This window comes from Chryseolinea sp. T2 (genome assembly GCF_037203685.1).
In the GTDB taxonomy this organism is placed as follows: domain Bacteria; phylum Bacteroidota; class Bacteroidia; order Cytophagales; family Cyclobacteriaceae; genus Chryseolinea.
On record NZ_JBBCAU010000002.1, the window covers coordinates 1140113 to 1166326 of the forward strand.

Sequence of the window (26214 nt, forward strand, 5' to 3'; positions counted from 1 at the left end):
CTGAAAAACTGTTACTCAATACGTTGCGTGGTGCCAGCGACTAAGCGCTCTGTGGTACCTTCTTTCTGAATTTTCGCCTGTAGTAGTGCATCACAATTCGGACGTTCTCATACGCCAACGCTATCAGCAGCGTGATGATAGCCAGGAACAGTGTTTTGATTTGGTATTCATGAAACATGAAGCCGCCGGATACTCCGCCGAGAAAGAAGAAAAGAATAATGGCTAGTCGCAGGTATATACTTTTCTTTAGCTTCCTCATGTCTGCCGCCTCATTCCGATGGAAGAACAGCTGCGATATTTCTATTCCAAGGTCGGTAAAAAGGCCGGTGAGATGGGTTGTACGCACTGTCGCCTTTGATATTTTCGTCACCAAGGCATTTTGTAAACCCATTGAAAACAATAGGATCCTGGCTGTCCATTCGGCACTGACTGTTTTAAACATCGTAACGACGGAAATCAGTGTTATGATCTCCAGGAGGATCGGGATCTTATGAGGCGCCGAAGAGCTCCCTTTTTGTGCCACTTCAACGATAAGTCCGCAGCAGATGGCGCCAAACAGGAAGGCAATAATATAGCTGATGTAGTGAACCGCGATTTGATAGTTGCCTTTGACGAAGAACTCGGAAAAGAATGCAAAATGGCCAGTAACGTTCGTCGTTAAGATGTTAATAGAAAGCACGCCGGAAATATTCACAATCCCAGCTACGAAGGAAAGCATAACCGCGAGACGCAGGTTGTGAATGAAAGCCCTTCGTTTTCCGGTCCGGAACATGCGCTAAAGGTAGTTATTTAACGTCTTGACATACGTCGGACCAGGGCGAGGATTATTCTTCGAATTTGAACTTCTGCCCACCCACGGCCGCCTCTTACATCAAGCCTGCTTTCTTCTCGAAAAAAATCACATCGCAATAAGCCTGTCCGCGGAGGGGGTTAGGTTTTCAGGAAACTTAATGACAAGTACCAGGATTCACAAAAATGTCGAAGCCTTCAACATCTTTATTTGTTCAACCTGGTTAAGAATCAAAGAATATATTCGTTGTTGATAACCGAAAGAGGTTCCGGCAGATTATCTTCGCCAAGTACCTCCTTGAGATCGATTTCCGCGCTTCGGGTCAGATGGTCCAGCGGAACTCCCACTGGATTTGGGACAAAAGGATTCAGCAACGTTTCGCCCACCTTGTGACTGATGAAATAAACATATCCGATAATCATCCCGAGCAACACTGCATACATTCCAATGGTATCATTTAATACTATCGTAACGCTGACGATGAAGATCCAAATGAACAACTTGGTGTAGAAAATATAAGTTGTGGGGTATACCGTATTCTTAATTCGCTCTGCCTTTCCCATCTCGCCAGAGATGTTACTGATCGTCTCGTTAAGCTGAGCAAATTTGAATCCATCGATGTGCCCCTTCGAATAGAGTTCTTGCAGGTGCAGCACCTGCATTTGCAGAATTGCGCTGTACTTATTTTTTGCCTTCTTCAGTGTGACTGGCACTTCCTCCTTCAAGTATTTCTCGTACGAGCCTTCATGTTTGTTCCTCAAATACTCGGTCAAAGCATATACAAAGGCAATCTGACGATAGATCATTTTTTCAGCTTCCTGCCGTTGACCAATGTAACCAATGCACTGCCTGGCCAATGACCTGGACAGACCAGTGATTCCACCGGCTATGATTCTGGCTTCCCACCATCGTGCGTAAGATTGGTTGTTGTTAAATCCGATAAAGAATGCAAGTGTAGTCCCCAAAAGGGAAGGGAAGATTGACGGAAACTCAAGGTACTTAATAAGAAAGTACTGATTGAATGCGGAACTCAGCAGGCAGACGGCTAAGATGGTAAGGGCACTTTTCCAGGTGCCATTGATTACGCTTTGTAACCTTACATTTTCTTTGATCAGCATACCAGTGCTTTACGGGGACAGGCTTGAATTTAATCCTGTACGCGAATACTTCCAACAGGGACACCCGTGACGCCTAATTTTTATTGACAATCACAGATCCTTCCTTCATTACGAAACGCACCTGCTTCAATGCGTTGATGTCGTCCAACGGGTTGATTTCTGTTGCAATAATATCGGCAAACATTCCTTTGGCGACGCGGCCACGCTGTTGCTCCATTCCCATCAGAATGGCGGGAGTGGTAGTTAAAGCGCGCACTATTTGAGCATTTGGAATTCCGGCCTCTACAAAGCTGGTGATATATCCGATGGCAAATTCGCCGCGCGTTCTATTCTCAACATCAATCATTATATCGGTCCCAAAGGCTATCATTACGCCCGCCTTGTACGCCCGCGCCAGCCTTTCAACTCTTCTGCTATGAATGGCCTTGGCACGCTCTGCCGGGTGACCAAATTCCAGCAAAACTTCCTCGGTGAAATCAGTGCTCACCAGTATTACATTCTTTTCCTTCATTACACGTGCAACGCTATCAGGTATTGTCCATCCATGTTCTATAGATGCCACCCCCGCCTTTGCAGCTGCGTACTCACTTGCCGGCGTCTGACAGTGTGCCATCACCTTTAGACCCGCGTTCCGGGCTTCAGCTACAATAGTTTTCAGGTCTTCGTAAGAGTAAGAATAGCGCTGGCCGTCGACCACTACTTTTATCACATCCGATCCGTAGTAAATGTTTTCGCGTATGGCCTTAACGATTTCGTCTTTCGAATCAGCGAACGCATATTCATCATTATACAGAAATTGTTTGTCTGCCCTGGTTCGGAATTGCCCTCCGAACGGAGCGATAATTTTGCCCGCGACGACCATTGTTGGCCCCGGAATCAGACCTTCATTGATTGCCCGTTTAACGTCTACATCAGCATACTTGCCGGAGTTGCCCGCATCGCGAATGGTGGTAAAGCCGGCTTCCAGCATTTCTTTTGCATGTACTGCTCCTTGTATTGCCCGGTATCCATTGGGGTTGAGTAACACCATATCAAAGTAATCCACTCCAAGCCAGTCCGCGAATTTGCTCACAGTAGCACAAACATGGGTATGAGCATCAAAAAGACCTGGCGTGACTACAGATTTTGAAAGGTCGATCACTCTGGCATTTGCGGGAATGTTAATGTTCCTCCCGACGTCGATAATCTTCCTGCCTTCGACAACAATGATTTGGTTCTGGGACGTTGTACCCGATACCGGATCCACTACACGCCCGGCACGAATAAATGTTTGCTGAGCAAAGCTGCTCATCATCACCAGGTAAAACACAGAAGCAAACGGCAGGCATTTCAGTTGAAGTAGTCGTCTCATATCAAACACAGTGACCCAGCTATATATATGGGAGATGTCCGGCAACAAAATACTAATAGATATCCCAAATCCAATAAATACGCAAAGCCATTGTCGCGTAAGAACGGGCTGTTGTCGTAACCACCGACCAGTCCTTCTAAAGGGTGAGCGGTGGGCCTACATTTTTCATGTCATGGGCAAGTGTTATTTTATCGAACTCCTCGGGACTAACGGGCCCCTTGTGCGCATCGAGCTTGTCGAAAAATTCTTCGAACGTTCCGGCCGGATTCAACGTGTAGATCATTTTACCAATGTCTGAAAGTTGTAACCATGTGTGAGGAATATTCCGCGGAAGGAAAATTGAATCACCTTCATGCAGCACGTGCGTTTCATTTCCCACAACAAACCGGTACTCGCCCTCGACGATATAGAAAATCTCGTCCTGTTTAAAATGTACGTGAAGCGGAGGACCGATCTTTTCAATGCCTCCGTATTCATACATGCTAATAGAACCATCGGTATCTTTCTTTGAGATCTTTAGATTGTTGAGATTCTGTCCATGAAAGTACGATACTCCATCATTCCTGTTCTTATTGGCTGCGACAACGAAGGGTTTTTTAGGATCGCCGGCAGCAGTGCCTTTTACTAATGGCAATGCGACAATACCTGTTGCAATGAATTGTTTACGGTTCATACAATATTGATTTGATTATGATATCAAACCTAGTTGCCATACCGCGGCCGTTGGTGGTAAAAAAATGACATTTTCCATTGACGCAGTTTGACTAACTTGAGCTCATTAGCAAGACTATTGACCCGACGGCTAAACACCTGACAATGCTTATTAATGAAATCTTACCCTGTGCTGAGCTGACAAAAGATATCCGCTTGTACCGGTTGGTTCATTTTAAGTTTCCCGTTGGTGTTCCTATCCCAGACAAGGCGTATACACCCAGACCAGAGCATTGCCTGCAGTTTACACTTAGAGGCGAGTTTAAGGTCTATCATAACGGAATAAGTAAGAATACTTTTAAGTCGGTTGAGCCAGTCTTTGTTGGCCAGCAAACGGCCACACATTATCGTGTTGTACCCAGTGAGATGTTGGTGGTACAGGTAGTTTTCCAGCCATGGGCAGTCTTCCGATGGTTTGGACTTCCTTCCAATGACCTGACCAATGTTGTAATTCCCGCTGATCGTCTTTTCTCGAAAGAAGTCAATCAGCTAAATGAGAAATTATTGGCGTGCTCCAACTATAAGTTGATGATCACACTTGTTGAAGACTATCTCATTGCGGAGTCGAAAAAAATAAAAATCGATGTTCACAGGATCGACCACGTCTTTGATGATTTTCTGAAATTGAAGATTCCATCTATTGATTCAATGGCCGATAAGGCGTGCCTGAGCTACCGTCAGTTTGATCGGAAATTTATCGAACGAACGGGTATCACGCCAAAAGAGTATTTTCGTGTAGTACGGTTTGACCAGACCTTTCGTACAAAGAACAGATCTCCTGAGTTGGATTGGTTGTCTATTGCGATTAAGTTTGGCTACCACGACTATCAGCACCTGGCTAAGGATTACAAATACTTCACTACTTTGACACCACATCAGCTCATTGATCCGTCTAATGCACCAGAGAAGTTAATTGGTGATGCGGAAACATGAATCTGAAGGAACGTTGAATCGTTCTTCACTAATTGCGTCTTGACGCAAACCACCCCGTAAGAAGTCGTTTTTTTACCCCTGAAGTCGCCGCACTACTTCGAATATTTGTTTTGAACTACATGATTGGTTAATGAATTATCATTTAGAAAATATCATATGAGAAAACTGATTTTTGGTATCAACCTGACGATAGATGGATGCTGCGATCACACCAAAGGTGTTCCGGATGAAGAGTCGCATGACTTTTGGACGAAGCTCTTACTTAATACAGACACGTTGGTATACGGCAGGAAGACTTATCAGCTAATGGTACCGTTCTGGCCGGAGATGGCCAGAGAAAAATCGGGTCCTACACGATCGATGAACGACTTTGCTAACGCCTTTGCGTCAATGAAGGAGATTGTAGTTTTCTCCCGATCGTTGTCGGGTGTTGATGAGAAAAATGCAAGGATCGCCCGCGCTGATCTTAAAGATGAAATTCTTAAGCTTAAGCAGCAGGATGGAAAGAGCATACTTGCTGGCGGGGTGGACGTCCCTTCACAACTCATAGACCTCGAATTGGTAGACGAGTACGTCTTCGTTATACAGCCGCTCCTCGTAGGCCAGGGGAGGCGGCTGTTGGAAAACTATTCGTTGGATGAGAGACTTCGATTGATTGATACCAAAATTTTGAAGTCCGGGTCAATTGTGGCGCGCTACTCAAAAGCTTAGGCTTAAAGTTGCTGTAATGGGCTGTGGCACTGCCTCCAGGTGCCGGAGTAAGGAAATCTAGGGTTCGTGTATTCCTTTCTCCTAATAAGTAATCCCGTTTGTTTTGTAACGATGCATGAAGTACTTGCTATAATTATTCATTTCGAGATCAGGCAAGTATGCAAAACAGTGAACACCTACGCAGTAGCAATAGTCGACGTTCCTTTCTCAAAACATCAGCGATGGCGGCCACCTTTGCTGCTGCGGAGTTTAACGTACTCGCCACGGCCTCTTCAGTGCTGACTGGCGTAGAAGCGAATTCTAATTCAGCAGTGGTGCCGTGGTACCGTAGGGTCACTCGCTGGGGGCAGGTGAACATCACCGAAAAGGATCCTGCGAAGTACGACATCGCATGGTGGCGCAACTACTGGAAGCGCACTCAAACGCAGGGTGTGATCATCAATGCTGGTGGCATTGTCGCCTATTATCCTACAAAGGTTCCTCTTCATCGACAGGCTCAATACCTGAATGGCATTGACCTGTTTGGCGATCTCTGCCGCGCAGCTCACGAGGACGGACTTGCTGTGTTTGCACGCATGGATTCAAATCGCGCACGCGAAGAGTTCTATAAAGCCCACCCTGATTGGTTTGCTGTCGACGGTGATGGAATGCCGTATAGGGCGGTCGATATGTATATCACTTGCGTGAACAGCCCATACTACAACGAACACATTCCTGCGATCTTAAAGGAGATAGCTCAGCGTTATCATCCTGAAGGATTTACTGACAATAGCTGGAGCGGACTTGGACGGGACAGCATCTGCTACTGTGCTTATTGTCAAAGGAATTTTCAGAAGATTTCAGGCAAGGAGATTCCGCGGAAGAAAAACTGGGACGATCAAACTTATCGCGAGTGGATCAAATGGAATTATAACCGCCGGCTTGAGATCTGGGAGCTTAACAATAAAACGACAAAGGCCGCGGGAGGCGACGATTGTATTTGGTCCGGCATGAACAGCGGATCGATCAATGGGCAAAGCAGAAGTTTCCGTGACTTCAGAGCAATTTGCAAACGGGCTGAGATTGTTATGCTTGATGACCAGGCACGCAGGGACAATGAGGGGTTTCAGCACAATGCGCAGGTGGGTAAGCTCATTCATGGGATGTTAGGTTGGGAAAAGTTGGTTCCTGAGAGTATGGCTATGTATCAGGCACACCGTCCGTGGTTCAGAGTTGCCAGTAAACCGGAGCCCGAGGCACGCATGTGGGTAATTGAAGGAATAGCGGGAGGTATTCAACCCTGGTGGCACATGATAGCAGCATCGCATGATGATCGCAGAATGTATCACTCGCCGGAGAAGATCTTCAATTGGCATAAGACTAACGAGGAGTTTCTGATCAATCGCCAGCCTGTAGCAGGTGTGGGTGTCGTTTGGTCACAGGAGAATGCCGATTTCTATGGACGGGATCAGGCCGAACAATTGGTCGAGCAGCCATACCGTGGTATTACACAAGCACTCATCCGTGCGCGCATTCCTTTTGTCCCTGTTCATGCAGACGATATTGAACGCGACTCTGCAGCGTTGTCGCTGCTTATTCTTCCCAACGTTGCAGCAATGTCCGGGAAGCAGGTTGCCGCCATCCAAAAGTTCGTAAGCAGGGGAGGGAGTATTATTGCAACTGGAGAGACTAGCCTTTACAACGAGTGGGGTATGCAACAGAATGATTATGCACTTGCAGACATTTTTGGTGCGCACGTAACATCCTCCGCTCCGGCGCCAGCAGAAGATCGGCTGGCAGGAGAGGCCTATCATACTTATCTAAGACTGGTTCCGGAGATCCGGGATGGAGTCGATGGGCCACGCAATGGTACAGAACCTGCAATCACCGGAAAGCGCCATCCGGTTCTGAATGGATTTGAAGAAACAGATATCATTGCCTTCGGCGGACTTTTGCGTCCGCTAAAATTGGATGCCGGAGCAGAAGCATTGATGACCTACATTCCACAATTCCCAGTGTATCCTCCGGAGACTGCATGGATGCGTGTGCCAAGGACGGATATTCCCGGACTAATACTCAATACCAGCGCACAAGGAGGGCGCATTGTTTTTATGCCTGCTGATATTGACAGGCAGTTTGAGCGCTTTAATCTTCCGGACCATGGCAACCTGCTGGCAAATCTCGTGCGGTGGGCATCAAAAGAGAATATTCTGCTCGAAGTGGAGGGTCCGGGACTCATCGATTGCAATGTTTATCAGCAGCCTGGACGACTTGTCGTGCATCTTGTAAACCTGACAAGTGCTGCAACATGGCGGGCGCCTTTGGATGAGTTCATCAACGTCGGACCACTCCGCGTTAAGATTAAATTGCCTGCGGGTGTAAAAGGAACGAGTTTAAGACTCCTCGTGTCTGATCAGAAGATTCCGGTTATCACAAAGGATAGCTGGAGCCAGTTTGAGATTCAGGCGATAGCGGACCACGAGGTCATCGTTCTATCTTAAACTTTGCATTTGGCGTTTTACATTCAGCAGTTAATACCTCCTAAGTCGTACACTTCTTAAGTTCTCTCAAGTATTATAACTTCGAACATTTCAATCGCTACTTATCATATGGCTCGTCAAAAAAAGCACGTAGTGTTTATCTACAATACCTTCCTGGCAGTCCTCATCGTCTTCTCTTCGGCAATAGCAGCCTTTTCTCAGAAGAAAACCAAACCAAATGAGCAGCTGCCGGTGATTGCAGCATTGAATGCCTACTCCTTCAGTGACCTGCTCTCTGCGAAGGACAATAGGACGAAGCAACAAGTTTATACACTGATCAACTTGTTAGACTGGTGTCATTCTAAGAACATCCGGGCACTTGACCCAACGGCATACTTCTTCCCAACCTATCCCGAAGTTCCGTCTGACGAATATTTGCGGGCATTCAAAGACAAGGCGGCCAGTCTTGGAATTGTTATAAGCGGTACCGGAGTGCGGAACAACTTTGCTTCGCCAGATCCGCAGGTTAGAGCACAAGGGGTAGAGCTAACAAAGAAATGGATCGAAGCCGCATCTAAAATGGGTGCGCCAATAGTTCGCGTATTCTCGGGAGAAATACCTAAAGGATACGAGGATAAGTGGAATGAAGTGGCCGGATGGATGATTGAATGCTTTAAAGAATGTGCAGCTCATGGTGAGAAGTTTGGAGTCAAAATCGGAATTCAAAATCATGGCGATATGCTGCAAACTGCAGAGCAGTGTATCTATGTTTTGAAAGCAGTAAATTCTAAATGGGCTGGGCTGATTGTGGACACCGGAAGCTTCAAGACCGAAGATCCTTACAGGGATATTGAAGCAGTTGTTCCCTATGCTATCAACTGGCAAATCAAGCAGAGCCCTTTTGGATTGGGCAGCGACGTTCAGACAGATTATATAAAGCTTATGCAAATAATTAAACGGGGTGGATATAAGGGCTATCTGCCGGTGGAAACTCTTTCGGAGAGAGACAAGCCCTATGATCCGTTTGAAAGGGTAGAAGGAATGCTGTCCGGTCTGAATGCCGCTATACGTGAGGTCTACAAATAACTGACATATGTCAATTAGCTCGTTCAGCGAATGATGATTTTCAAAATCCTTTGATGGAATACGACTTCAATAATTCACGAGTTTCATACATTGACTTGTCTTTGATAACGATCTCCACTCTCTGAAGGTCTCGAATGTCTTTCGATGGATTACCATCAATTATAATGATATCAGCCGGCCGGTTGGCCTCAATGCTCCCATACTGGTCGGAACTTCGATTGACTTCTGCAGATGTCCATGTGGCAAGTTTCAGAACTTCATTGTTTGGTATTCCCGCCCGTACGTAATTTTCCAGTTCACGGTGAAGCATAAATCCAACTGGATAGTAATCCGTGCCTGGCAAAACGGCGATGCCATGGTCATGGAGTTGTCTGATCATTTTAAGCATGCTATCGAACGATGCCTTGTAAGTCTCTTCCATGCCGCTGGGTATTGCAATAGAAGAACCCGACCTGGCATCTCGCTGCCTGGTCACTGGCAACCGGGTGGCTACACCGGCGATAGTCGGTTTGAACGTTCCGGCACGTGCCGTAAACTTATCTTCAAATGTGCTGACGGTTGGATCGATCGCAATATTGTAGTCGCGGAGCAGTTTAAGAAATGACTTCCATTTCGGATCTTCAAAATCAAAGGACGCAGCCTTCTGCGCAACCATTACAAAGCGAACGGTTGAACGTGTGTCCAGCTCCTTCCCGTAAAAATTCAGGAACAACATGTTGATATGCTGAATCTCATTGAAGCCATCGCGAATGGCTTCCTCCGCAAGCATGTGCGCCGGAATGTGTCCACTCACGCGCATATTTAATCGCTTTGCTTCTTCAGCAAGTGGCTTGACCCATTCGGGTTTGAGCGAACTGTAGAGCTTAATTTGGGGATATCCGAGCTCTGCATATTTCCGCACGATTACTATTCCCTCATCCACTGTATTGATCCGCTTATCGGTGGGTGCTGAAAATGGTCCTGTTCCCTCAATTATACCGGCAGTAATAATCCGCGGACCGATCATACGTCCCTCATCTATTTCTTTCTTTTGGTCCAGCAGGTCAAAACTATTGGCCATATCGCGTACGTGAGTTACACCACATCCCATGTGCATTACTCCATTGGAACCCGAGTAGTGGACGTGGTTATCCCATAGGCCAGGCATTGCGAATTTCCCGGTAGCGTCAATAACTTTATATCCCTTGGGTACCTTGAGTTTTTTGTTTGTGGATACTTCCCGCACCATACCGTTCTCAACCAGGATTGAGGTATTCAGCTTCACCTTACCCGATCTCGCATCAAACATGGACGCATTTTGAATGACAAGACCGGTATAGGTTTGAGTAAGCCTCTTGCTGAGATCCTTAAGATAAGTGTCGTCGAATTGATTTTGGGTGTCGATGAGTTCACGGTTGCAGGACTCGTATCCTTTCCGAATGAATGCCATATAGTCGCTGCCGTAGCCAAAGAACTCATCGTTCTCGTCTATCCATGTAACATCAGGCGTAAAGTCAGAACCCGAAAGGGATATCATGCGGATGTGTTTTCCATTCGCCAGGGTTTTTTCTGACACTATTGTAAGAGTCGACTCGCCCGAGGGAAGTAGCCGTATCGTGTGCCCGGGTGAGTTAAGATAGTGCCTGAAGCTTTGACCCGCGTCAACATTGAGTGTAAGATACTCTGCCGGGTAGTCAATGGTTCGTTCTTCCTTTTCTGATGAATTGCTCCACCTCACTTGCCCGTTTATGTTTTCGAATTTTTCAACGACGGGCTTTTTGTAGTAGTCTACGCCAGCACCCGACAGCGAAACGATATATCCATTCGTGTCATAGGTGTAAGTTGTAACAGTGCTGTCCCCGCGACCACGATCATTAAACTGCCGCCACTCAGTAAATGAGCCGTCGGCATTCTTCCATCTCTTAATAAAGCCGGCCGTTTGAGTTCCACCGGAGAGTACAGTCCAGGTTGTTGTATCATTGGTCTGAGCATTCGTTTGGGCGCACGCGCACAACAGGAACAGAAGGAGGCCGACAACTCGATTCATGATTGACTTGTTGTGCACATAGCCTACCGTTGTACAGCATTCAGGACGATTTTCCCCCCTTTTTGATATGATTTTCGCCCCTCTCCGGGGCGAGTTAACGCAATCTTTACACATCGGAAAAGAAAATTTCTAAACCCCAATTTCACAGTTATGAATTATCAAACAAATCTAACTCCGCAAACATTCGAATCCATGAAGAAAGGATTCAGGATTCACCTCCTTGCTTTCGCACTTGGTGTCCCGGCAATCTGGTTGATCTGGTACCTGACCAGCACAGCGTATCCATGGCCGTTATGGACCACGCCGGCATGGGCGATCGGTGTGCTGTTCCATTACCTGGGTGTATTTGTTTTCAGAAAGAACAAGAACGTTTAACACCCTAACACAATTATGGAATCACTAATGTTACCCTTCAGACGCATCGTGACGGGTCATGATGCCGATGGACAAGCTATTATAACTTCAAATGCTCCGCCAACCAGAACACAACTGGTTGGTGGACCTGGCGGGCCTACATTCATCGAAGTATGGCATACTTCCGAAACGCCTGCTATGATCTTTGATCAGCCTCTTGAAGATAGTGAGAAAGGCCTGGTGCTGGCACCACCTCAAAGCGGCACGCGCATTCGTGTCATTGATTTTCCTCCGGAGGGCGAAGAGATCAGGAAGCTGAGTGGTGCTGATGCTGCAGAAAAATTCAAGGCCATGGGCGGTGAGCACGCATCGACATCGAAAGCTGGCGCCCCTCATCCGCTGATGCACAAGACAAAGACGGTTGATTACGGCATCGTTCTCGAAGGTGAGATCACACTTGTGTTAGATAAAGGTGAAACAACTATTTCGCAGGGCGACATCGTGATACAGAATGGCACTAACCACGCCTGGGCTAACCGCTCAGGCAAACTCTGCCGAATGGCATTCGTGCTGATCGATGGCCAGTTCACAAAGCCAATATAACTTGAGTCATCACTCATTACCGTTTACATTTTAAATTCTGAGTTTACATTTTGCGGTTAGCCTCTCCGTGGCACAATCCCGGCGACACCATCGCTTAGTTAAACATCGAATTCGAACTTAACAATTTCTCCTTATGCGCATTAACCCAATTCGGCCCGACGGGCTTGCAGAAGAACTACGTCCCGTCCACGACGGCATCGCGGCCCTTGTTGGCGGGAGCCAGCGACAGGTAACAATGACTGATCAGGACGGTGCGTTGATCGGTCCGTTTCCGCCTATGCTTCATTACCCGCAGTTTGGTGTGCCCGCTCTGACATTCATACGTTCCCTGGACAACAACGCAAAGCTGGACAAGAGGGTACGTGAAGTAGCTATTCTTACTGTAGGCGCTGCTCTCGGTTCACGCTTCGTGCTCTATGCGCACGAAATTATGGGAACGGCCTTTGGATTATCACAGTCCTGTGTTGCAACGCTGGCAGGCGGTGGACGTCCTGAGGGGCTGAATGACCAGGAGGATATCGCACATCGTATAGCTCGTACGTTGGTGAGCGGGCATATCGTTTCCGGCGCCACGTACAATTACGCCGTCGATGTTCTCGGGAAAGATGAAGTTGCCGAATTGTACTTCCTCATCGGTGGCTATTGTCTTCTGGCGATGATCCTTAATGGATTTGATGTGCCTGCCCCTCAAAACATCTGACTGCAAGTCCACCACGGCATTAGCCACGCTGCTTCTGCTTTTTATTTCAATTCTATTAGAACCAATGCTTTTCAACCAAACCATCAATTACTATTTCCATGATTACAGAGAACATACTCATATCACTGGTGTCAGCACTTTGTGCGATGTCAGTATTTTCATCGACAAGCAAAGACGACACCACTGCGAAATCTAATACTTACATAAAATCAAGTACGTATGTATTGGTACATGGCGCATGGCAGGCTCCTTATGTCTGGGACGCTGTGCGTGCAGACCTGGAGAGGAAGGGCCAAAAGGTGATCATTGTTGAACTGCCAGGCCACGGTGGAGATCAAACTCCAACGCATACACTGAGCCTCGATGTGTACCGCGACAAGGTCATCGAAAGCATGTCAAAGGCGGAAGGCAGAGTCATTCTCGTAGGACATAGTATGGGGGGAATGGTGATCACGCATGTTGCAGAGAAGGCGGCCAACAAGATCAGCAAGCTCGTTTACGTAGGAGCGTTCCTTCCGGCAAATGGTCAGGCGCTTACCGACCTGGCTTACTCGGATCCTGATTCTAAGCTGGGACCCAATCTCGTGCCTTCTGCCGATCAGTTAACGCTTGACGTAAAGAAGGATCAACTCACCAGTCTGTTTATCAACGATGGTAATCAGGTCACGAAAGATCTCGTGATCAGCAACTATCGGGCTGAGCCTGCAATTCCCTTTACAAACAAAGTCACCTTAACGAAGGAGAACTTCGGAGCAGTCGATAAAGTGTATATCAAGACTCTACAGGATGTAGTGATCTCACCGGGATTGCAGGGTCGAATGATCGCGACCGCCGGAATCAAGACGGTTCTGGAAGTGAATACGAGTCACTCGCCATTCCTGGCTCAACCTCATCATCTGTCTGAGATCCTATTGAAGACCGCAAAGTAAGAACATGAAAAAGTTACAAACCGGGAATATACCTTGTCCAGGCATACCGTTAATACTTGCTATGACGCTGATAGCGATGTGCTTCGTGAATGCGTTCGTTACATTCGCGAAATCAGTTGATGCGCCAGTCCTGCTTCATGATACCTATGTCGTCATTACAAGATATGAAGTTCAGGAAAAAGCGAAAGAGCAGATTGGTGATGTGCTTAGTAGTTATGTGCATCTGGCTCTTGCTGATGGAAACAATATCATGGCAGAAGTTTATCAGGAAGAGGAGCAGCCCTTCGTGCTCTGGGTGCTGGAACGATGGAAGAGTAAAGGTACATACCAGGCGTTCTTTCAGAGCACAAGGACTAAAGAGGTTACCTCAATATCAGGAGGCACGTTGTTTACGCCTGTAAAGACATACTACCTGAAGGACCTGGCACCTTTGTCGAAGGATGAGTGGCGACGGGCTCCTGCCAATGAAGACAAGCCGGTTGTGATTATGCTGTTTGTTGATAGCAAGCCCGGCACGGAAGGCACGTTCGCGAAGACGTATGATACGGCGATGCCTCAGTTCAGGAGTGAGCCTGGCGTGATAACATATGGACTCGCGCAGTCTCTTGACGACAAGACACAATTCGTGACGTATGAGAAGTTCAGAAGTGAAGATGCTTTCAGGTATCATTTGGGTTTTCCACCGATTCAACCGGTGTTGGATTATCTGAATACGAGTATCAAAAAGCAACCCTTTCAGACTGGCTTGCATCGGCTTGTTCCATTGTCAGCCAACTGATGTCTACTCAGCTCACTCCTTTTGCATTTTACATTTCGCATTTTACATTTTGCGGTTACTCCGCCATCTAACTGACGACTAGTCTTCAATTAAACTCAAGACCAATATGAAACAACCATATCACCTAACCACTCTCTTCACACTTCTTCTTATTACTTCCTTCCAAACCCATGCACAAGTGAAAGTGAAAACCACAACCCTGACCTCCCACGAGCTGACTGTACTGAACCAGCTCGGTTCCCCGGCAGTCGTCGTAAACATGCCTGTGTCGCAATTACTGAACGCTCCCGGTAATGAGGCACTGCGTTCATTCTTCTTCACCCCGATAAAGGATTCAACTGTTCTGAAAGGAAAGAAGATTGCTGTCATTGCTGCTGATGGCTTCGAAGAGATCGAGTTGCTCGGCCCGGTTTGGTACTTCAAACAGCTCGGAGCAAAGGTTGATATCGTGGCGCCGAAGTTTGTTTCTGCTCCTGAGCGCTATGGGCTGCAGTACCCGGAGATGTCAAAAACACATATCATGGCCATTCAGTACTTACAACCCGTGGGCTGGATCAAATTCGACCGCACCGCAGACCAGATCAAAGTGAGTGACTATGATGCAGTCTTTATACCCGGAGGTGCCTGGAATCCCGACAACCTTCGTTTCGACAAGGATGTGATAAAGTTCATTCAGGATTTTAATAAATCGGGGAAACTCATTGCAGCAATCTGTCATGCACCGGTGGTATTGGCTTCCGCCGATATTCTAAAGGGAAGAAAACTGACGGGCTACTGGAACATTCAGGTTGATCTGAAGAATGCGGGAGGCACGGTACTGGAGCAGGCAGTGGTTGTCGATGGAAACCTGATCACCAGCAGGCACCCGATTGATGTTTCCGAGTTCTCCAGGGCGGTGGGGGTTTGGCTCGCCAGCAAATAATGTGTTGATGTGGAGATCCCGGGTTATCACTCTCACCCTGTTCCTCACCCTGTTCCTCACACTGTTTCTCACTCAGTTCCTCCACTCTGTTCTCACTTTGATACATTGTCTAAACTAATAAGAACCATGAAAAAGAATATTCCGTCGATGGTGTTTGTTCTCTCAATCACATTCACATTCACACAGTCAGCGCTGGCACAACAGCTGAACCACTACGTAATTGATAAAATACCTGCAAAGGAAATGACCAAGGGTATAATGCTTCGCACGGCGTCGGGAGTGAACGGCACATTTGGCCAGTTCACAATGAAGAAAGATGCATTTGTGCCGATGCACAGTCATGAGAATGAACAGTATTCTTTTATCCTCAAAGGGAGTGTACAGGCAACTATTGGCGATACTGTCATGATCATCAGGGCAGGAGAGGTTGTGGTAATTCCGCCAAATGTTCCTCATAGCTTCAAGAGCCTTGCTGACGGAACAATAGATCTTGACTTCTTCGCTCCCAGAAGAGAGGATTGGATTAATGGAACTGCAGACTATTTTAAAAAGTAGCTTTTATAATGGCAGTATGGTAGTGAGTTCGGTGGCATGAGTACTCGTGAGGTTTTGGGAACCGTGAAAATGGTCCTTCGACCCGTGGGTAGCATTATCAAGAATCTGGCGCCGGCATTTACAAAGCCGGTAGCCCAGATACTTTCACCGCGACGCTCAACAATCTTTTTGCATAGCGCCAAGACCCAGGCCGGTTCCTTCATACAGTTGTTATCTATTATTTTCGTTAGTTTTATTGTTCACTGATTTGTAATCGTTATGCGATATATCATTCTTATCACACTTCTTTCATTTGGCACCCTTCAGGCACAGGTCAAAACAGATCTCACAAACTTCAGCAGGAAGAATGGCGCCACTGCTTCAGTGAAAGGAGATATCCTGACGTTATCGTGGCCGACGGGACCAGGCAAGACGGGAAGGATTATCCTCGATCTTTCGGTAGCGAAACCTGTTTTCAGAAGTATTGAGCTGCAGGAAGGGAAAAATAATCATCAGATCGCGGCAGGATTGGATCCTGCATTCGTACTCACCGTAGGTAAGCGCGATCTGGTATCACAAAATGGATGGAATATTTTCTTTGATAAAGTTCCGAACAAGACTTTCAGCGCGCACAACATCGATTTTGTCAAGCATTCGGCATCGGTTAGTACCCTTGGTAACAGAACCGTTATTACGATCGGTTCGATGAAATGCACTGACTTCAGTGGATACCTCGAAATCATTTTATACAATGGAAGTCCGTTGTTGAATGTCGCCGCTGTAATGACCACCGAAAAGGACTCGACGGCGATTCTGTACGACGCGGGATTAATTTCGAAGACTTCGGCGTGGGACAAGATTGGATGGAGCGACGTGAACGAACAGATGCAGTCAATGAAGCCGACGTTTAGTGACAGCTCGAAGAATTTAAAAGTGAAGTATCGTACAATAGTAGGAGAGAACCGTGAAGGAAGTCTCGCTGTTTTTCCGGCACCACACCAGTATTTTTATCCTCTCGACGAGGCATTCAATCTGAACTTCGTTTGGGCCGGCAACCAATATCGCAAGATGGTTGACGGCTATGGAATCGGGATCAGGCAGGATCTTTATGGTGACAAAAGATATGTTCCCTGGTTTAACTCTCCACCAGGCACAAAGCAACGATTGAATTTTTTTGTGCTTTTGAGCGGAGGAAACTCATCCACTGTTCTGGATGAAGTAAAAAAGTTTACGAATAACGATCGATTCAATTCGCTGGACGGATACAAAACATTAGTGAGTCACTTTCACAATGAGTTTATCATGCGGGTTGTGCTGGCTGGAAAGCCAATCCCTGAGAAGCCAACTTTTATTGATGTAATGAAACGCAGCGGCGTCGATATTATTCATCTCGGCGAGTTTCACTATACAGCTCATGCTACGGGTCCGGATAGCCTTCGCCTGAAAGAGCTTCGTGCGTTGTTTGAGCAATGTGAGCGTCTGTCCTCTAAAGATATTCTACTACTTCCCGGAGAGGAGCCTAATGAATTCCTTGGCGGACACTGGATGAATTTCTTTCCAAGGCCCGTGTATTGGGTGATGTCCAGGAAAGAGGGAATGCCTTTCGTTACCGAGGATCCTAAGTATGGGAAGGTATACCGCGTTGCAAATGAACGTGAGATGCTTGATCTATTGAAAAGAGAAAATGGCCTCGCATGGACCGCACATGCCCGTACAAAGGGCTCAACCGGATATCCTGATAAATACAAGTCGGCCGAATTCTTTAAAGATGAACATTTCCTGGGTGCTGCATGGAAGGCGATGCCGGCGGATCTGTCTCTTCCATTCCTGGGTAAACGTGTTCTGGAGCTGATGGATGATATGAACAATTGGGGCGAGCACAAGAAGGTATTAGCTGAATCAGATCTTTTTACCATTGAACCGGAAAACGAAATGTACGCGCATCTGAACGTCAACTATCTGAAGTTAGACAAGGTTCCGGAGTTCAAAGACGGCTGGCAACCGGTGTTAAACACGTTGCAGGAAGGGAAGTTCTTTTCGTCAACCGGCGAAGTATTGATTCCTGAGTTTACTGTTAATGGAAAATCGACAGGAGAGGAGCTTTCATTGACTGACAACAAAGCCAATGTCAGCTTCAGACTCAAATGGACTTTCCCAATGAACTATGCTGAAATAATCTCAGGCGACGGAGTTAAAGTTTATCGGGAGAAAATCATGTTAGACCAGACGTTGCCTTTCAGCGACCAGGTGTTCAGGAAATCTATTGATCTGACAGGAAGAAAGTGGGTCCGTCTCGAGGCCTGGGATGTAGCAGCAAACGGCGCATTTACGCAAACCGTGTGGATTAAATAATCGCCACGGCCAAATCATAATATTATTGCCGGAACATTTGGCGCTAATCAATGCGGTACTGCTGATGGCTGCGTAATCTTTTACCGGAATCTCCTTTCACTATCATAAGCCAAACCCAGACCCACACTGGAGAGCTTATTCTCATCAGCAATTTTGGCCACAGGAAACAATTGCCGAAATGCTTCTTTCACTTTCGGTACCTCGGTGGATCCGCCGGTGAGGATCACCAGTTGAATATCAGCGGATTTAAGTTGTGCCTGCGTGAGACATTCGTTTGCTGAAGCCAATATCTTTTGCATGTCACTTTCAATGGCATTCTCAAAAGTTTCACGCTCAGTTGTTATGAAGAAATCTGGCTCTAGGAAACTCATGTCGGTTTTGATGGTTGAAGTGGAGGTCAGCGCAATTTTTGATTCCTCCGTTGCTGCCAGGACCGAATGTCCGTTCTCTTGATCTAAAATTTTTAAAAGGCGACCGAACCTCCGTTGATCATGAGACTCGTTGTAGAGCTGCTGCACTTTTGTGCGCACTTTGGCAGTATATAGAAAATTCACCTTGCTCCACTCGGCCATGTCGTGATAGTAGATCATCGGGACCTCAAGATTCTTTTTGCCGTACGTACTCTTGTAACCCAGTTCAGGCATGATGATTGAGAGGCACAGGTTTTTGTCGAAGTCATTTCCGCCGATACGCACTCCGGTGCTGGCAAGCACATCTGAAGTTCTGTCAGCTTTGGCCATGTAATCCTGTGAGACCTTTATGATGGTAAAGTCCGACGTTCCGCCTCCCAGGTCTACTACGATTGCTACTTGTTCCTTCTTTATGTTTTTCTCATGCGCGAATGCTGCTGCAATAGGCTCTAGTTGGAACTCAACGTTTTTAAAGCCGACGGCCCGGGCGATGGACCGAAGTTCTTCCTGGGCTGTGCTATCGGCGGCAGCGTTGTTGTCAACAAAGTGTACCGGACGACCCATTACTACATTCTCCACTTCATGCCTGGTGAATGCGTTTGTTGTTGCACGCAGATTCTTCAGGAAGTCACCAATGATTTTCTCGAACTTTACCGCCCTGCCGTTAACCAGCGTTCCTTGTTTCATTGCAGGATTGCCCAGAACACGCTTGAGGCTTCGCATGAATCTGCCTTCACGTCTTTCAAAAAAGAACTGTGTTGCCTTTCGTCCGAAAACTGGTGGGAGCTGAGGAGGGAAAAACAAAGCGCTGGGAATAGTGACATGGGTCTCTTCCAATGGAACAAGAATGATATTCTGATCCATAGCGACAGCAACGCTTGAATTGGAAGTACCGAAGTCGATACCACAGGAGATTCTTTCCATAATAATAGCTATCCTTTCCGCACATAAATAGACTTGAGTGCCATTGCACCAAAGCCGTCTATCTTACAGTCAATGTTATGATCTCCGTCGGTCAGTTTTATGTTCTTAACTTTGGTGCCCGCCTTAATAGGTTTCGGTGCGCCTTTCACGGGTAAGTCTTTGATCAGTACAACGGTGTCGCCATCCTGCAGCACATTGCCGTTGGCGTCTTTTACCAATAGTGAATCAGCTTCTTTGGAAACGGCTGCTCCTTCTGTGATTTCTTCCGGACTCCATTCATGACCGCACTCCGGGCACATCATCGATGTACCGGTTGGGTAACCATAGGGAGACTTACACTTCGGGCATTCGGCTGAATCAGGCATTACTACTTTTTTTCGTAAAGATATCCCGAACAAATTACTTCCTATGCCTGATTTTGCCTTTTCTCCCAATTCGTTGAATGCGTTAGTGTCGTCGCTCCAGCAGATGTTTTTTATACTGAATCATGACAAGAGTATTGTGCCTTGTCCTCTCTTCGGTCTAAGAAGTCAATTTCGCCATCGCTGTTCGAAGGCATCGCATGAAAAATTTATCTTTGGACGTTTGAGCCGTTTGAAACGATCGGAATTTCTGTAAAAAAGTACGGTTTCGGTCCGGTGCTATTGTTAGCATCCAGCCCGAAACCGTAAACTACAAACTCAAAAAGTTACTTAAAAGCTGCAGCAAACTCCTTCGCGAAGTCCTCGAGTTTTGTGGCGGCAAACACAGGCTTGTTTTTCTTTGCATCACGCTGCATGTTACCCTGGCGTAAAGACATTCCCATATCGGTGTAGCCCGAAGCATGAGTTTCCGACAATCCTGCCTGGAGCAATCCATGCTTTTGTTGCTCATCCGTGAATTCGACCCAGTTCAGTTCTTTACCGATTGCTCTTCCAAGTACCTGAGCAATTTCACGACCTGTACGTTCATCTCCTATGACATAGCGCACCGAATTACCTTCGAAGCTGAGGCTGAGCAGTTCTTCGGCCGCAGCTTGAGCTATGTCTTTTGGATGCACGAGGAAAACAGAATCAGCTCCATAGTTTGCGCCCATAAATCCCGCTTGTTTGATCAGTCCAATCTGAGCAAGAAGATTGTAGTAAAAGAACGATGGACGAAGGTGCTTCACATTTAACGATGAAATCCCGTTTAGCATTTTTTCAAAGTCGTGAAGCGCGTCAACAGGACCAACTCCGCTTCCTATGTCGGCACCAATGCTACTGAGGTTCACAACGTATCGGATACCGTTTTCCTCTATGGCGTCGGCATAAGTCTTTGCCACTTCCAACTGAGATGATTTCCAATTGGAGGTTTGCCAGATCGGAGGGATCATCGTATAGACCACATCCGCTCCCCTGAATACATCTTTTACAAAGGCCGCATCCTGAACCTGTCCTACAACAGCGTTTGCACCAAGTGCTTCAATTTCTTTAACGCGATCGTTTGAACTCGTAATAACGACTACTTCTTTCCCCGCATTGACCAGGGCTTCTATAATGGGTTTGCTGATATGGCCGATGGAGCCGGTGATTACATACTTTTTCATAGCTTCTGTTTTTTGACTTTCGTTTGAATTGCTTTGCAACATTAACGTGTATGTCTTTATTTTGTGAGTAGTTATAAAAAAGTGATATAGTCATTTAATTCAGACCAATATTGAAAATCAAATAGTTATGAACAGTATTAGTTTACAGAACCTCGCCAATTGTCCTGTTACCGCAACCATGGAACTCATCGGCGGGAAGTGGAAGATTCTGATTCTTCACCTTATCAGTAATGACATTAACCGTTTTGGGAAGATGGCGATGATGCTGCGCGGCATCAGCAAACAGATGTTAACGACACAGTTGCGTGAGCTCGAAAACGATGGCCTGATTGAGCGAAAAATATATGCTGAGATTCCGCCACGTGTTGAATATTTTCTTTCCGATAAGGGTAGGTCATTGCATTCGGTACTGAACGCTATGAAAGAATGGGGGAACGAACATATCCTGAATTCGCCTCAGCAGCTGCAACCTGTTTGTTAGAAGCCTCGATCTCCTCGCCAGCGAAAAATTGGTTTAGATATTGAAGGAAGCTCACTCGTGTGCCTGGTTGCAGCCTGGACAGCGTGAATCTAATGTACTGCTTGCAAGTGCCACCGCGGTATAATTGAGCCTTCAACGCTTAAGCCCGACGGTATTAGTATCTGGAACGATTTACTAATTGTTAAAGCGCTGATTGAATGAAAGAAATCAAAAGAGACAATGCCGTTATTAACTACCAATTGATTGGCAACGGTGAGACTACACTATTGTTTGTGCATGGCTCTTATATTGACCAAACCTACTGGCGGGAGCAGGCTCTCTTTTTTTCTAAAAGCTTTACCGTTGTCACATTGGATCTGCCGGGTCATGGGCTTTCGGGAAGGGAAAGAAAGAATTGGTCAACTGATAGTTTCGCTGATGACGTTGTAACTGTTGTCAGTGAACTGGAATTGAAGAATGTCATTCTTATTGCGCATTCCTGGGGTGCCGACGTGGCCCTGATGGCGGCAATAAAATATCCCCGGCCCTTTATCGGTTTTATCGCTATAGACTATTTCAAAAACGCAGCAACGCAGGTTGTTCCTCAAAACGAAGTTGATGCGATAAAGGCAAACTTAAAAAGGGACTTTGCCGGTACTAATGAAAGCTATTGTCGTATGGCACTTTTAACACCTGAAACACCGGTTGAAATTGCCAACCGCGCTATTAAGGATTTCAGAAACGCCTACGAGCCAATGGGGCAAGCTGTGACTCCTGAAATTTTCAGTATGTATCAGGTCCAGAAAGATTTGCTTCCGAAGTTGCCATTCAAGCTCTATCTGGTCAACGTTGACTATCAGCCGACCAACGAGACACCGTTGAAGGAATTTTGCAAAAATGGATATGAGGTTCTGCATCTAAGAGGGACAAGTCATTTTCCAATGATCGAACGTCCGGCGGAGCTAAACAAACAATTAATGCATGCCGTCAATGCCATTGCAGGGTCTCTAGCTCATAGCAATTGACAGGCAGAGGCCATCGTCGTCCAGGAAAATTCAGCCTCACTCACTCAAAAAACGAGTTACTAAGGGTGTCCCGCTCGTGATGCAAATTCAGTGTCATTCACAGCTCTGCCGATAAAAAAACCTCAGGTTACGCAGGGCTACCTGTTTAATGAGGACACAATATTTTATCTTTGCACGCTTTAGAAATCAATATGGCCGAAGAAAAGAGTTTAAACTTCCTGGAAGAGATCGTAGAGTCCGACTTGAAGAATGGAAAATATAAGAACATTGCTACGCGGTTTCCTCCCGAACCTAACGGCTATCTGCATTTGGGTCACGCCAAAAGCATTTGCCTGAACTTCGGTCTTGCCTTGAAGTACGGCGGAAAAACAAACCTGCGTTTTGATGATACTAACCCAGTTACGGAAGAAACCGAATATGTCGAGAGCATTAAAGGGGACGTTAAGTGGTTGGGATTTGACTGGTCTGAAGAGCTCTATGCTTCCGATTACTTCGACCAACTGTACGCCTATGCTCATACGTTGATCGACAAGGGACTTGCCTACGTAGATGATAGTTCAAGCGAAGAGATGGCAACTCAGAAAGGAACGCCAACTCAGCCTGGAACAGACAGCCCTTACCGCAGTCGGTCGATTGAAGAAAACAGGAAGCTCTTCACGGAGATGAAGGATGGTAAGTACCCGGATGGGTCAAAAGTCCTTCGCGCCAAAATAGACATGACGCACACCAACATGCTCATGCGCGATCCGGTGATCTACCGCGTTAAGCATGCACATCATCACCGGACAGGTGATAAGTGGTGCATCTATCCGATGTACGATTTCGCCCACGGCCAAAGTGATTCTATCGAGCATATTACACACAGCATTTGCACGCTTGAATTTGTTCCTCACCGCGAATTGTACGACTGGCTGATAAGCAAGCTCGAAATATATCCTTCGCATCAGTACGAGTTTGCCAGACTCAACATGACCTATACCATGATGAGCAAGAGGAAGCTTTTGCAACTCGTGAATGAGAAGCATGTAAGTGGTTGGGACGATCCCCGCATGCCGACGTTAAGTGCGGCACGCCGGAGAGGCTATACGCCGGAGGCTATTCGAGATTTTTGCGATCGCATCGGTGTGGCTAAGCGCGACAACCTTATTGATATCGGATTGCTGGAGTTCTGCTTGCGGGAACATTTGAATAAGATTGCAGGACGACGAATGGTGGTGTTCGATCCGTTGAAAGTGGTAATAACCAATTATCCCGAAGGAAAGTCAGAACTACTTAAAAGCGAGAACCTGCCTGAAGGAGATTCGACACGGGAGATGCCTTTTGGTCGCGAACTCTGGATCGAGCGCGAAGACTTCATGGAGGTGCCGGCGAAGAAATATTTCCGCCTTGCGCCCGGTCAAATGGTGCGCTTAAAAAGTGCGTTTATTATCAAGTGCGATGAGTTCATCAAAGATGAGAACGGAAATGTAACTGAGCTGCGTTGCTCATACGTCCCCGAAAGCCGCAGTGGTTCCGATACATCCGGAATCAATGTGAAAGGTGTTATTCATTGGGTGAGCGCACAACACGCAGTACCCGCAGAAATTCGCCTTTATGATCGCCTCTTTGTGACCGAGGACATGAATGCAATCGAAGATGATTTCAAGAATCACCTGAATCCTGCTTCGCTGCAGATTTTGAAAACGGTTTATGCCGAACCCGAGCTTGCCAAAGCAAAAACAGGGGAGCATTTTCAGTTTTTACGAATGGGATACTTCTGCCTCGATCCTGATGCTACTTCAGATAAGCTGATCTTTAACCGTACGGTGACGTTAAGGGATACCTGGACGAAAGGGGCGGCGAAGTAATATCGGATTTCGGCTATATTTAGCCTCCGCTGTTGTGCGATTGCATGCTTGAACCTGATCTGAATGACCTGGTAAAGAGATTGAAGGCTTCTGACCCTGACGCTTTCAAAACAGTTTTTTGCATGTGGCAGGAGGCTATCTTCAATTTCCTTCTTTATAAGACAAGGGACACTGCACGTGCTGAAGATCTTCTGCAGGAGGCTTTCCTTAAGCTCTGGAATGCGCGTACTTCTCTAAATGAAAACCAATCGGTCAAAAATTATCTTTATGCTATTGCCGACAATCTTGTGCTCAACGAGATCCGTCACGACAAGGTAGTGGCCCGGCATCAGGCGGATTTGGATAAAGTCCTTTTCACGAATACTGAAAACCCCGAATTTATCCTGGAAGAGAAGGAATGGAAGGAGAAGCTTGAGGGTGCCATTGCTTCATTGCCAGAGAAACCCAGGATTATTTTTCTCATGAGCCGCCTCGAAGATCTTTCATACCAGGAGATTGCCGACAGGCTCTCGATCAGCATAAAAACAGTTGAGTCGCACATGGTAAAGGCCTTAAAGCACATGCGCGGACAACTTTCAAAAAAAATATAAAAGAGATCAGGGTATTCAGAAGCCTGAGTGTAGATATCGCAACCATGGAGACAAAGCCCGACTTACCCACGCTCATGGCCAGAAAGCTGGAGGGCACGATTACGCCGGAAGAATTAGCCGAGCTGCAAGGTGCGATAGCAACATCGACGGAGGCGGCACAAGAGTTTGAGGTTTTTGAAAGAATCTGGACTGCGTCACGAAGTATCAATGTCCCGGTAGGGATCGGACAGGACGCTCGTTGGCAGAGGCTGCAGTCGAAAATCGCCAATGACAAACCAGCAGGCAGAAGTCGTAAGTTGCTCTGGCTTCGGTATGCCGCCGCGGTCGCTTTGTTTGCCGTTCTCGCGGTTGTTTACCGCTTGAACAACGACGACTGGGTAACCATCAGCACGCGCGCTGACGAGTCCCTGGCGGTGACGCTTCCGGATTCATCGATTGTAAGGCTTGAGGGCAATGCTGTTCTTTCCTATCACGCATCAGAGTGGAGTTCAAAGCGGGATCTGCGTCTGACCGGCAACGCATTCTTTGACGTGAGACATACCGGAACTTCCTTTGTTGTTGAATTAAACAATGCCAGCGTTGCAGTGCTTGGAACTTCCTTCCGTGTAAGCTCATCCATGCAGTACACCGTCGTGAGCTGCTTTACGGGTAAGGTTACTGTTGCAAACAGAACGGCTGACCAAACTGTAATACTCACTCCCGGCCTCGGGGCGGCGGTCAGGGGTGATGCTGTTTCTGATCCCTACAAGGTGTCTTCGGCAGATAGGCTGGCCGACGACTTAAACTTTCACCACGCTCCCTTGCTGATTGTATTCGAATCACTGGCTAATCATCACAATAAACAAATCATTATGCCCCCTGAGATCGACAGCGTTTCTTTCACGGGCAACCTTGCAGGGTCTTCGCTGGAAAGTGCATTGAAAACAGTTTGTTTGTCCGCCGGGCTGGAGTTCACGATATCTTCTGATTCTGTTGTCATAAAATCACGCTGAATTTTAATGATGTGCTCAGGGGAATTTCCGACTGCGGTGTAT

25 protein-coding genes are annotated in these 26214 nt (G+C 46.8%); 17 read left to right on the forward strand and 8 right to left on the reverse strand.

Going from position 1 to position 26214, the window contains the following annotated elements:
* Window positions 1-40: 40 nt before the first annotated feature.
* The 4 genes from WBG78_RS09495 to WBG78_RS09510 all read right to left on the reverse strand — a co-directional run bounded on the left by WBG78_RS09495 (window position 41) and on the right by WBG78_RS09510 (window position 3932).
* On the reverse strand, window positions 41-772 hold the full coding sequence (locus tag WBG78_RS09495) for a YoaK family protein (RefSeq protein WP_337326168.1): 732 nt from the start codon (window positions 770-772) through the stop codon (window positions 41-43).
* Window positions 773-1020: 248 nt separating this feature from the next.
* The gene (locus WBG78_RS09500; protein WP_337326169.1) at window positions 1021-1908 is read right to left on the reverse strand and encodes a bestrophin family protein; all 888 of its coding nucleotides are present in this window, start codon (window positions 1906-1908) and stop codon (window positions 1021-1023) included.
* Between the two features lie 73 nt (window positions 1909-1981).
* Window positions 1982-3259 (reverse strand): amidohydrolase family protein, encoded by a 1278-nt coding sequence (locus WBG78_RS09505; protein ID WP_337326170.1) that lies wholly within the window; start codon window positions 3257-3259, stop codon window positions 1982-1984.
* 136 nt (window positions 3260-3395) lie between these two features.
* Complete coding sequence (locus WBG78_RS09510) at window positions 3396-3932, reverse strand: cupin domain-containing protein (protein WP_337326171.1); 537 nt, start codon at window positions 3930-3932, stop codon at window positions 3396-3398.
* A gap of 143 nt (window positions 3933-4075) precedes the next feature.
* Between WBG78_RS09510 and WBG78_RS09515 the strand changes: the two genes are divergently transcribed.
* From WBG78_RS09515 to WBG78_RS09530, 4 genes are all read left to right on the forward strand, one after another.
* The gene (locus WBG78_RS09515; protein WP_337326172.1) at window positions 4076-4903 is read left to right on the forward strand and encodes a helix-turn-helix domain-containing protein; all 828 of its coding nucleotides are present in this window, start codon (window positions 4076-4078) and stop codon (window positions 4901-4903) included.
* A gap of 156 nt (window positions 4904-5059) precedes the next feature.
* On the forward strand, window positions 5060-5614 hold the full coding sequence (locus WBG78_RS09520; RefSeq protein ID WP_337326173.1) for a dihydrofolate reductase family protein: 555 nt from the start codon (window positions 5060-5062) through the stop codon (window positions 5612-5614).
* Between the two features lie 221 nt (window positions 5615-5835).
* Complete coding sequence (locus WBG78_RS09525; protein ID WP_337326174.1) at window positions 5836-8094, forward strand: beta-galactosidase; 2259 nt, start codon at window positions 5836-5838, stop codon at window positions 8092-8094.
* 108 nt (window positions 8095-8202) lie between these two features.
* Window positions 8203-9159, forward strand: coding sequence for a sugar phosphate isomerase/epimerase family protein (locus WBG78_RS09530; RefSeq protein WP_337326175.1), 957 nt, complete (start codon window positions 8203-8205; stop codon window positions 9157-9159).
* A 40-nt stretch (window positions 9160-9199) separates the two neighbouring features.
* On the opposite strand, the gene WBG78_RS09535 is transcribed toward WBG78_RS09530, so the two are convergent.
* The gene (locus tag WBG78_RS09535) at window positions 9200-11185 is read right to left on the reverse strand and encodes an amidohydrolase family protein (protein ID WP_337326176.1); all 1986 of its coding nucleotides are present in this window, start codon (window positions 11183-11185) and stop codon (window positions 9200-9202) included.
* Window positions 11186-11377: 192 nt separating this feature from the next.
* On the opposite strand from WBG78_RS09535, the gene WBG78_RS09540 reads away from it, so the two are divergent.
* The 8 genes from WBG78_RS09540 (at window position 11378) to WBG78_RS09575 (ending at window position 18357) form a co-directional block, all read left to right on the forward strand.
* Window positions 11378-11560, forward strand: a complete 183-nt coding sequence (locus tag WBG78_RS09540) for a 2TM domain-containing protein (protein WP_337326177.1) — start codon at window positions 11378-11380, stop codon at window positions 11558-11560.
* A gap of 15 nt (window positions 11561-11575) precedes the next feature.
* The gene (locus tag WBG78_RS09545; protein WP_337326178.1) at window positions 11576-12142 is read left to right on the forward strand and encodes a cupin domain-containing protein; all 567 of its coding nucleotides are present in this window, start codon (window positions 11576-11578) and stop codon (window positions 12140-12142) included.
* Between the two features lie 133 nt (window positions 12143-12275).
* Window positions 12276-12842, forward strand: coding sequence for a carboxymuconolactone decarboxylase family protein (locus tag WBG78_RS09550; RefSeq protein ID WP_337326179.1), 567 nt, complete (start codon window positions 12276-12278; stop codon window positions 12840-12842).
* Window positions 12843-12940: 98 nt separating this feature from the next.
* Window positions 12941-13771, forward strand: coding sequence for an alpha/beta fold hydrolase (locus WBG78_RS09555; protein ID WP_337326180.1), 831 nt, complete (start codon window positions 12941-12943; stop codon window positions 13769-13771).
* Window positions 13772-13775: 4 nt separating this feature from the next.
* Entirely contained in the window at window positions 13776-14549 is a 774-nt protein-coding gene (locus tag WBG78_RS09560; protein ID WP_337326181.1) for an antibiotic biosynthesis monooxygenase family protein, read from the forward strand.
* Window positions 14550-14655: 106 nt separating this feature from the next.
* The gene (locus WBG78_RS09565; protein ID WP_337326182.1) at window positions 14656-15471 is read left to right on the forward strand and encodes a type 1 glutamine amidotransferase domain-containing protein; all 816 of its coding nucleotides are present in this window, start codon (window positions 14656-14658) and stop codon (window positions 15469-15471) included.
* Window positions 15472-15597: 126 nt separating this feature from the next.
* Window positions 15598-16026: a cupin domain-containing protein gene (locus WBG78_RS09570; protein ID WP_337326183.1), complete on the forward strand. Its 429-nt coding sequence runs from the start codon at window positions 15598-15600 to the stop codon at window positions 16024-16026.
* A gap of 258 nt (window positions 16027-16284) precedes the next feature.
* Window positions 16285-18357, forward strand: coding sequence for a hypothetical protein (locus WBG78_RS09575; RefSeq protein ID WP_337326184.1), 2073 nt, complete (start codon window positions 16285-16287; stop codon window positions 18355-18357).
* Between the two features lie 80 nt (window positions 18358-18437).
* Here the strand turns inward: WBG78_RS09575 and WBG78_RS09580 are convergent, their stop codons facing one another.
* The 3 genes from WBG78_RS09580 to WBG78_RS09590 all read right to left on the reverse strand — a co-directional run bounded on the left by WBG78_RS09580 (window position 18438) and on the right by WBG78_RS09590 (window position 21258).
* The gene (locus tag WBG78_RS09580) at window positions 18438-19691 is read right to left on the reverse strand and encodes an Hsp70 family protein (protein WP_337326185.1); all 1254 of its coding nucleotides are present in this window, start codon (window positions 19689-19691) and stop codon (window positions 18438-18440) included.
* Between the two features lie 8 nt (window positions 19692-19699).
* Window positions 19700-20056 (reverse strand): zinc ribbon domain-containing protein YjdM, encoded by a 357-nt coding sequence (locus tag WBG78_RS09585; RefSeq protein ID WP_337326186.1) that lies wholly within the window; start codon window positions 20054-20056, stop codon window positions 19700-19702.
* 323 nt (window positions 20057-20379) lie between these two features.
* Window positions 20380-21258: an NAD(P)H-binding protein gene (locus tag WBG78_RS09590; RefSeq protein ID WP_337326187.1), complete on the reverse strand. Its 879-nt coding sequence runs from the start codon at window positions 21256-21258 to the stop codon at window positions 20380-20382.
* A 127-nt stretch (window positions 21259-21385) separates the two neighbouring features.
* Between WBG78_RS09590 and WBG78_RS09595 the strand changes: the two genes are divergently transcribed.
* From WBG78_RS09595 to WBG78_RS09615, 5 genes are all read left to right on the forward strand, one after another.
* Complete coding sequence (locus WBG78_RS09595) at window positions 21386-21739, forward strand: winged helix-turn-helix transcriptional regulator (protein WP_337326188.1); 354 nt, start codon at window positions 21386-21388, stop codon at window positions 21737-21739.
* Window positions 21740-21936: 197 nt separating this feature from the next.
* The gene (locus tag WBG78_RS09600; protein ID WP_337326189.1) at window positions 21937-22743 is read left to right on the forward strand and encodes an alpha/beta fold hydrolase; all 807 of its coding nucleotides are present in this window, start codon (window positions 21937-21939) and stop codon (window positions 22741-22743) included.
* A 191-nt stretch (window positions 22744-22934) separates the two neighbouring features.
* Entirely contained in the window at window positions 22935-24590 is a 1656-nt protein-coding gene (locus tag WBG78_RS09605; RefSeq protein WP_337326190.1) for a glutamine--tRNA ligase/YqeY domain fusion protein, read from the forward strand.
* 44 nt (window positions 24591-24634) lie between these two features.
* A complete protein-coding gene (locus WBG78_RS09610; protein ID WP_337326191.1) occupies window positions 24635-25180 on the forward strand; it encodes an RNA polymerase sigma factor in 546 nt (181 codons plus the stop codon).
* 44 nt (window positions 25181-25224) lie between these two features.
* Window positions 25225-26172 (forward strand): FecR family protein, encoded by a 948-nt coding sequence (locus WBG78_RS09615; protein ID WP_337326192.1) that lies wholly within the window; start codon window positions 25225-25227, stop codon window positions 26170-26172.
* The last annotated feature ends 42 nt before the right edge of the window (window positions 26173-26214 follow it).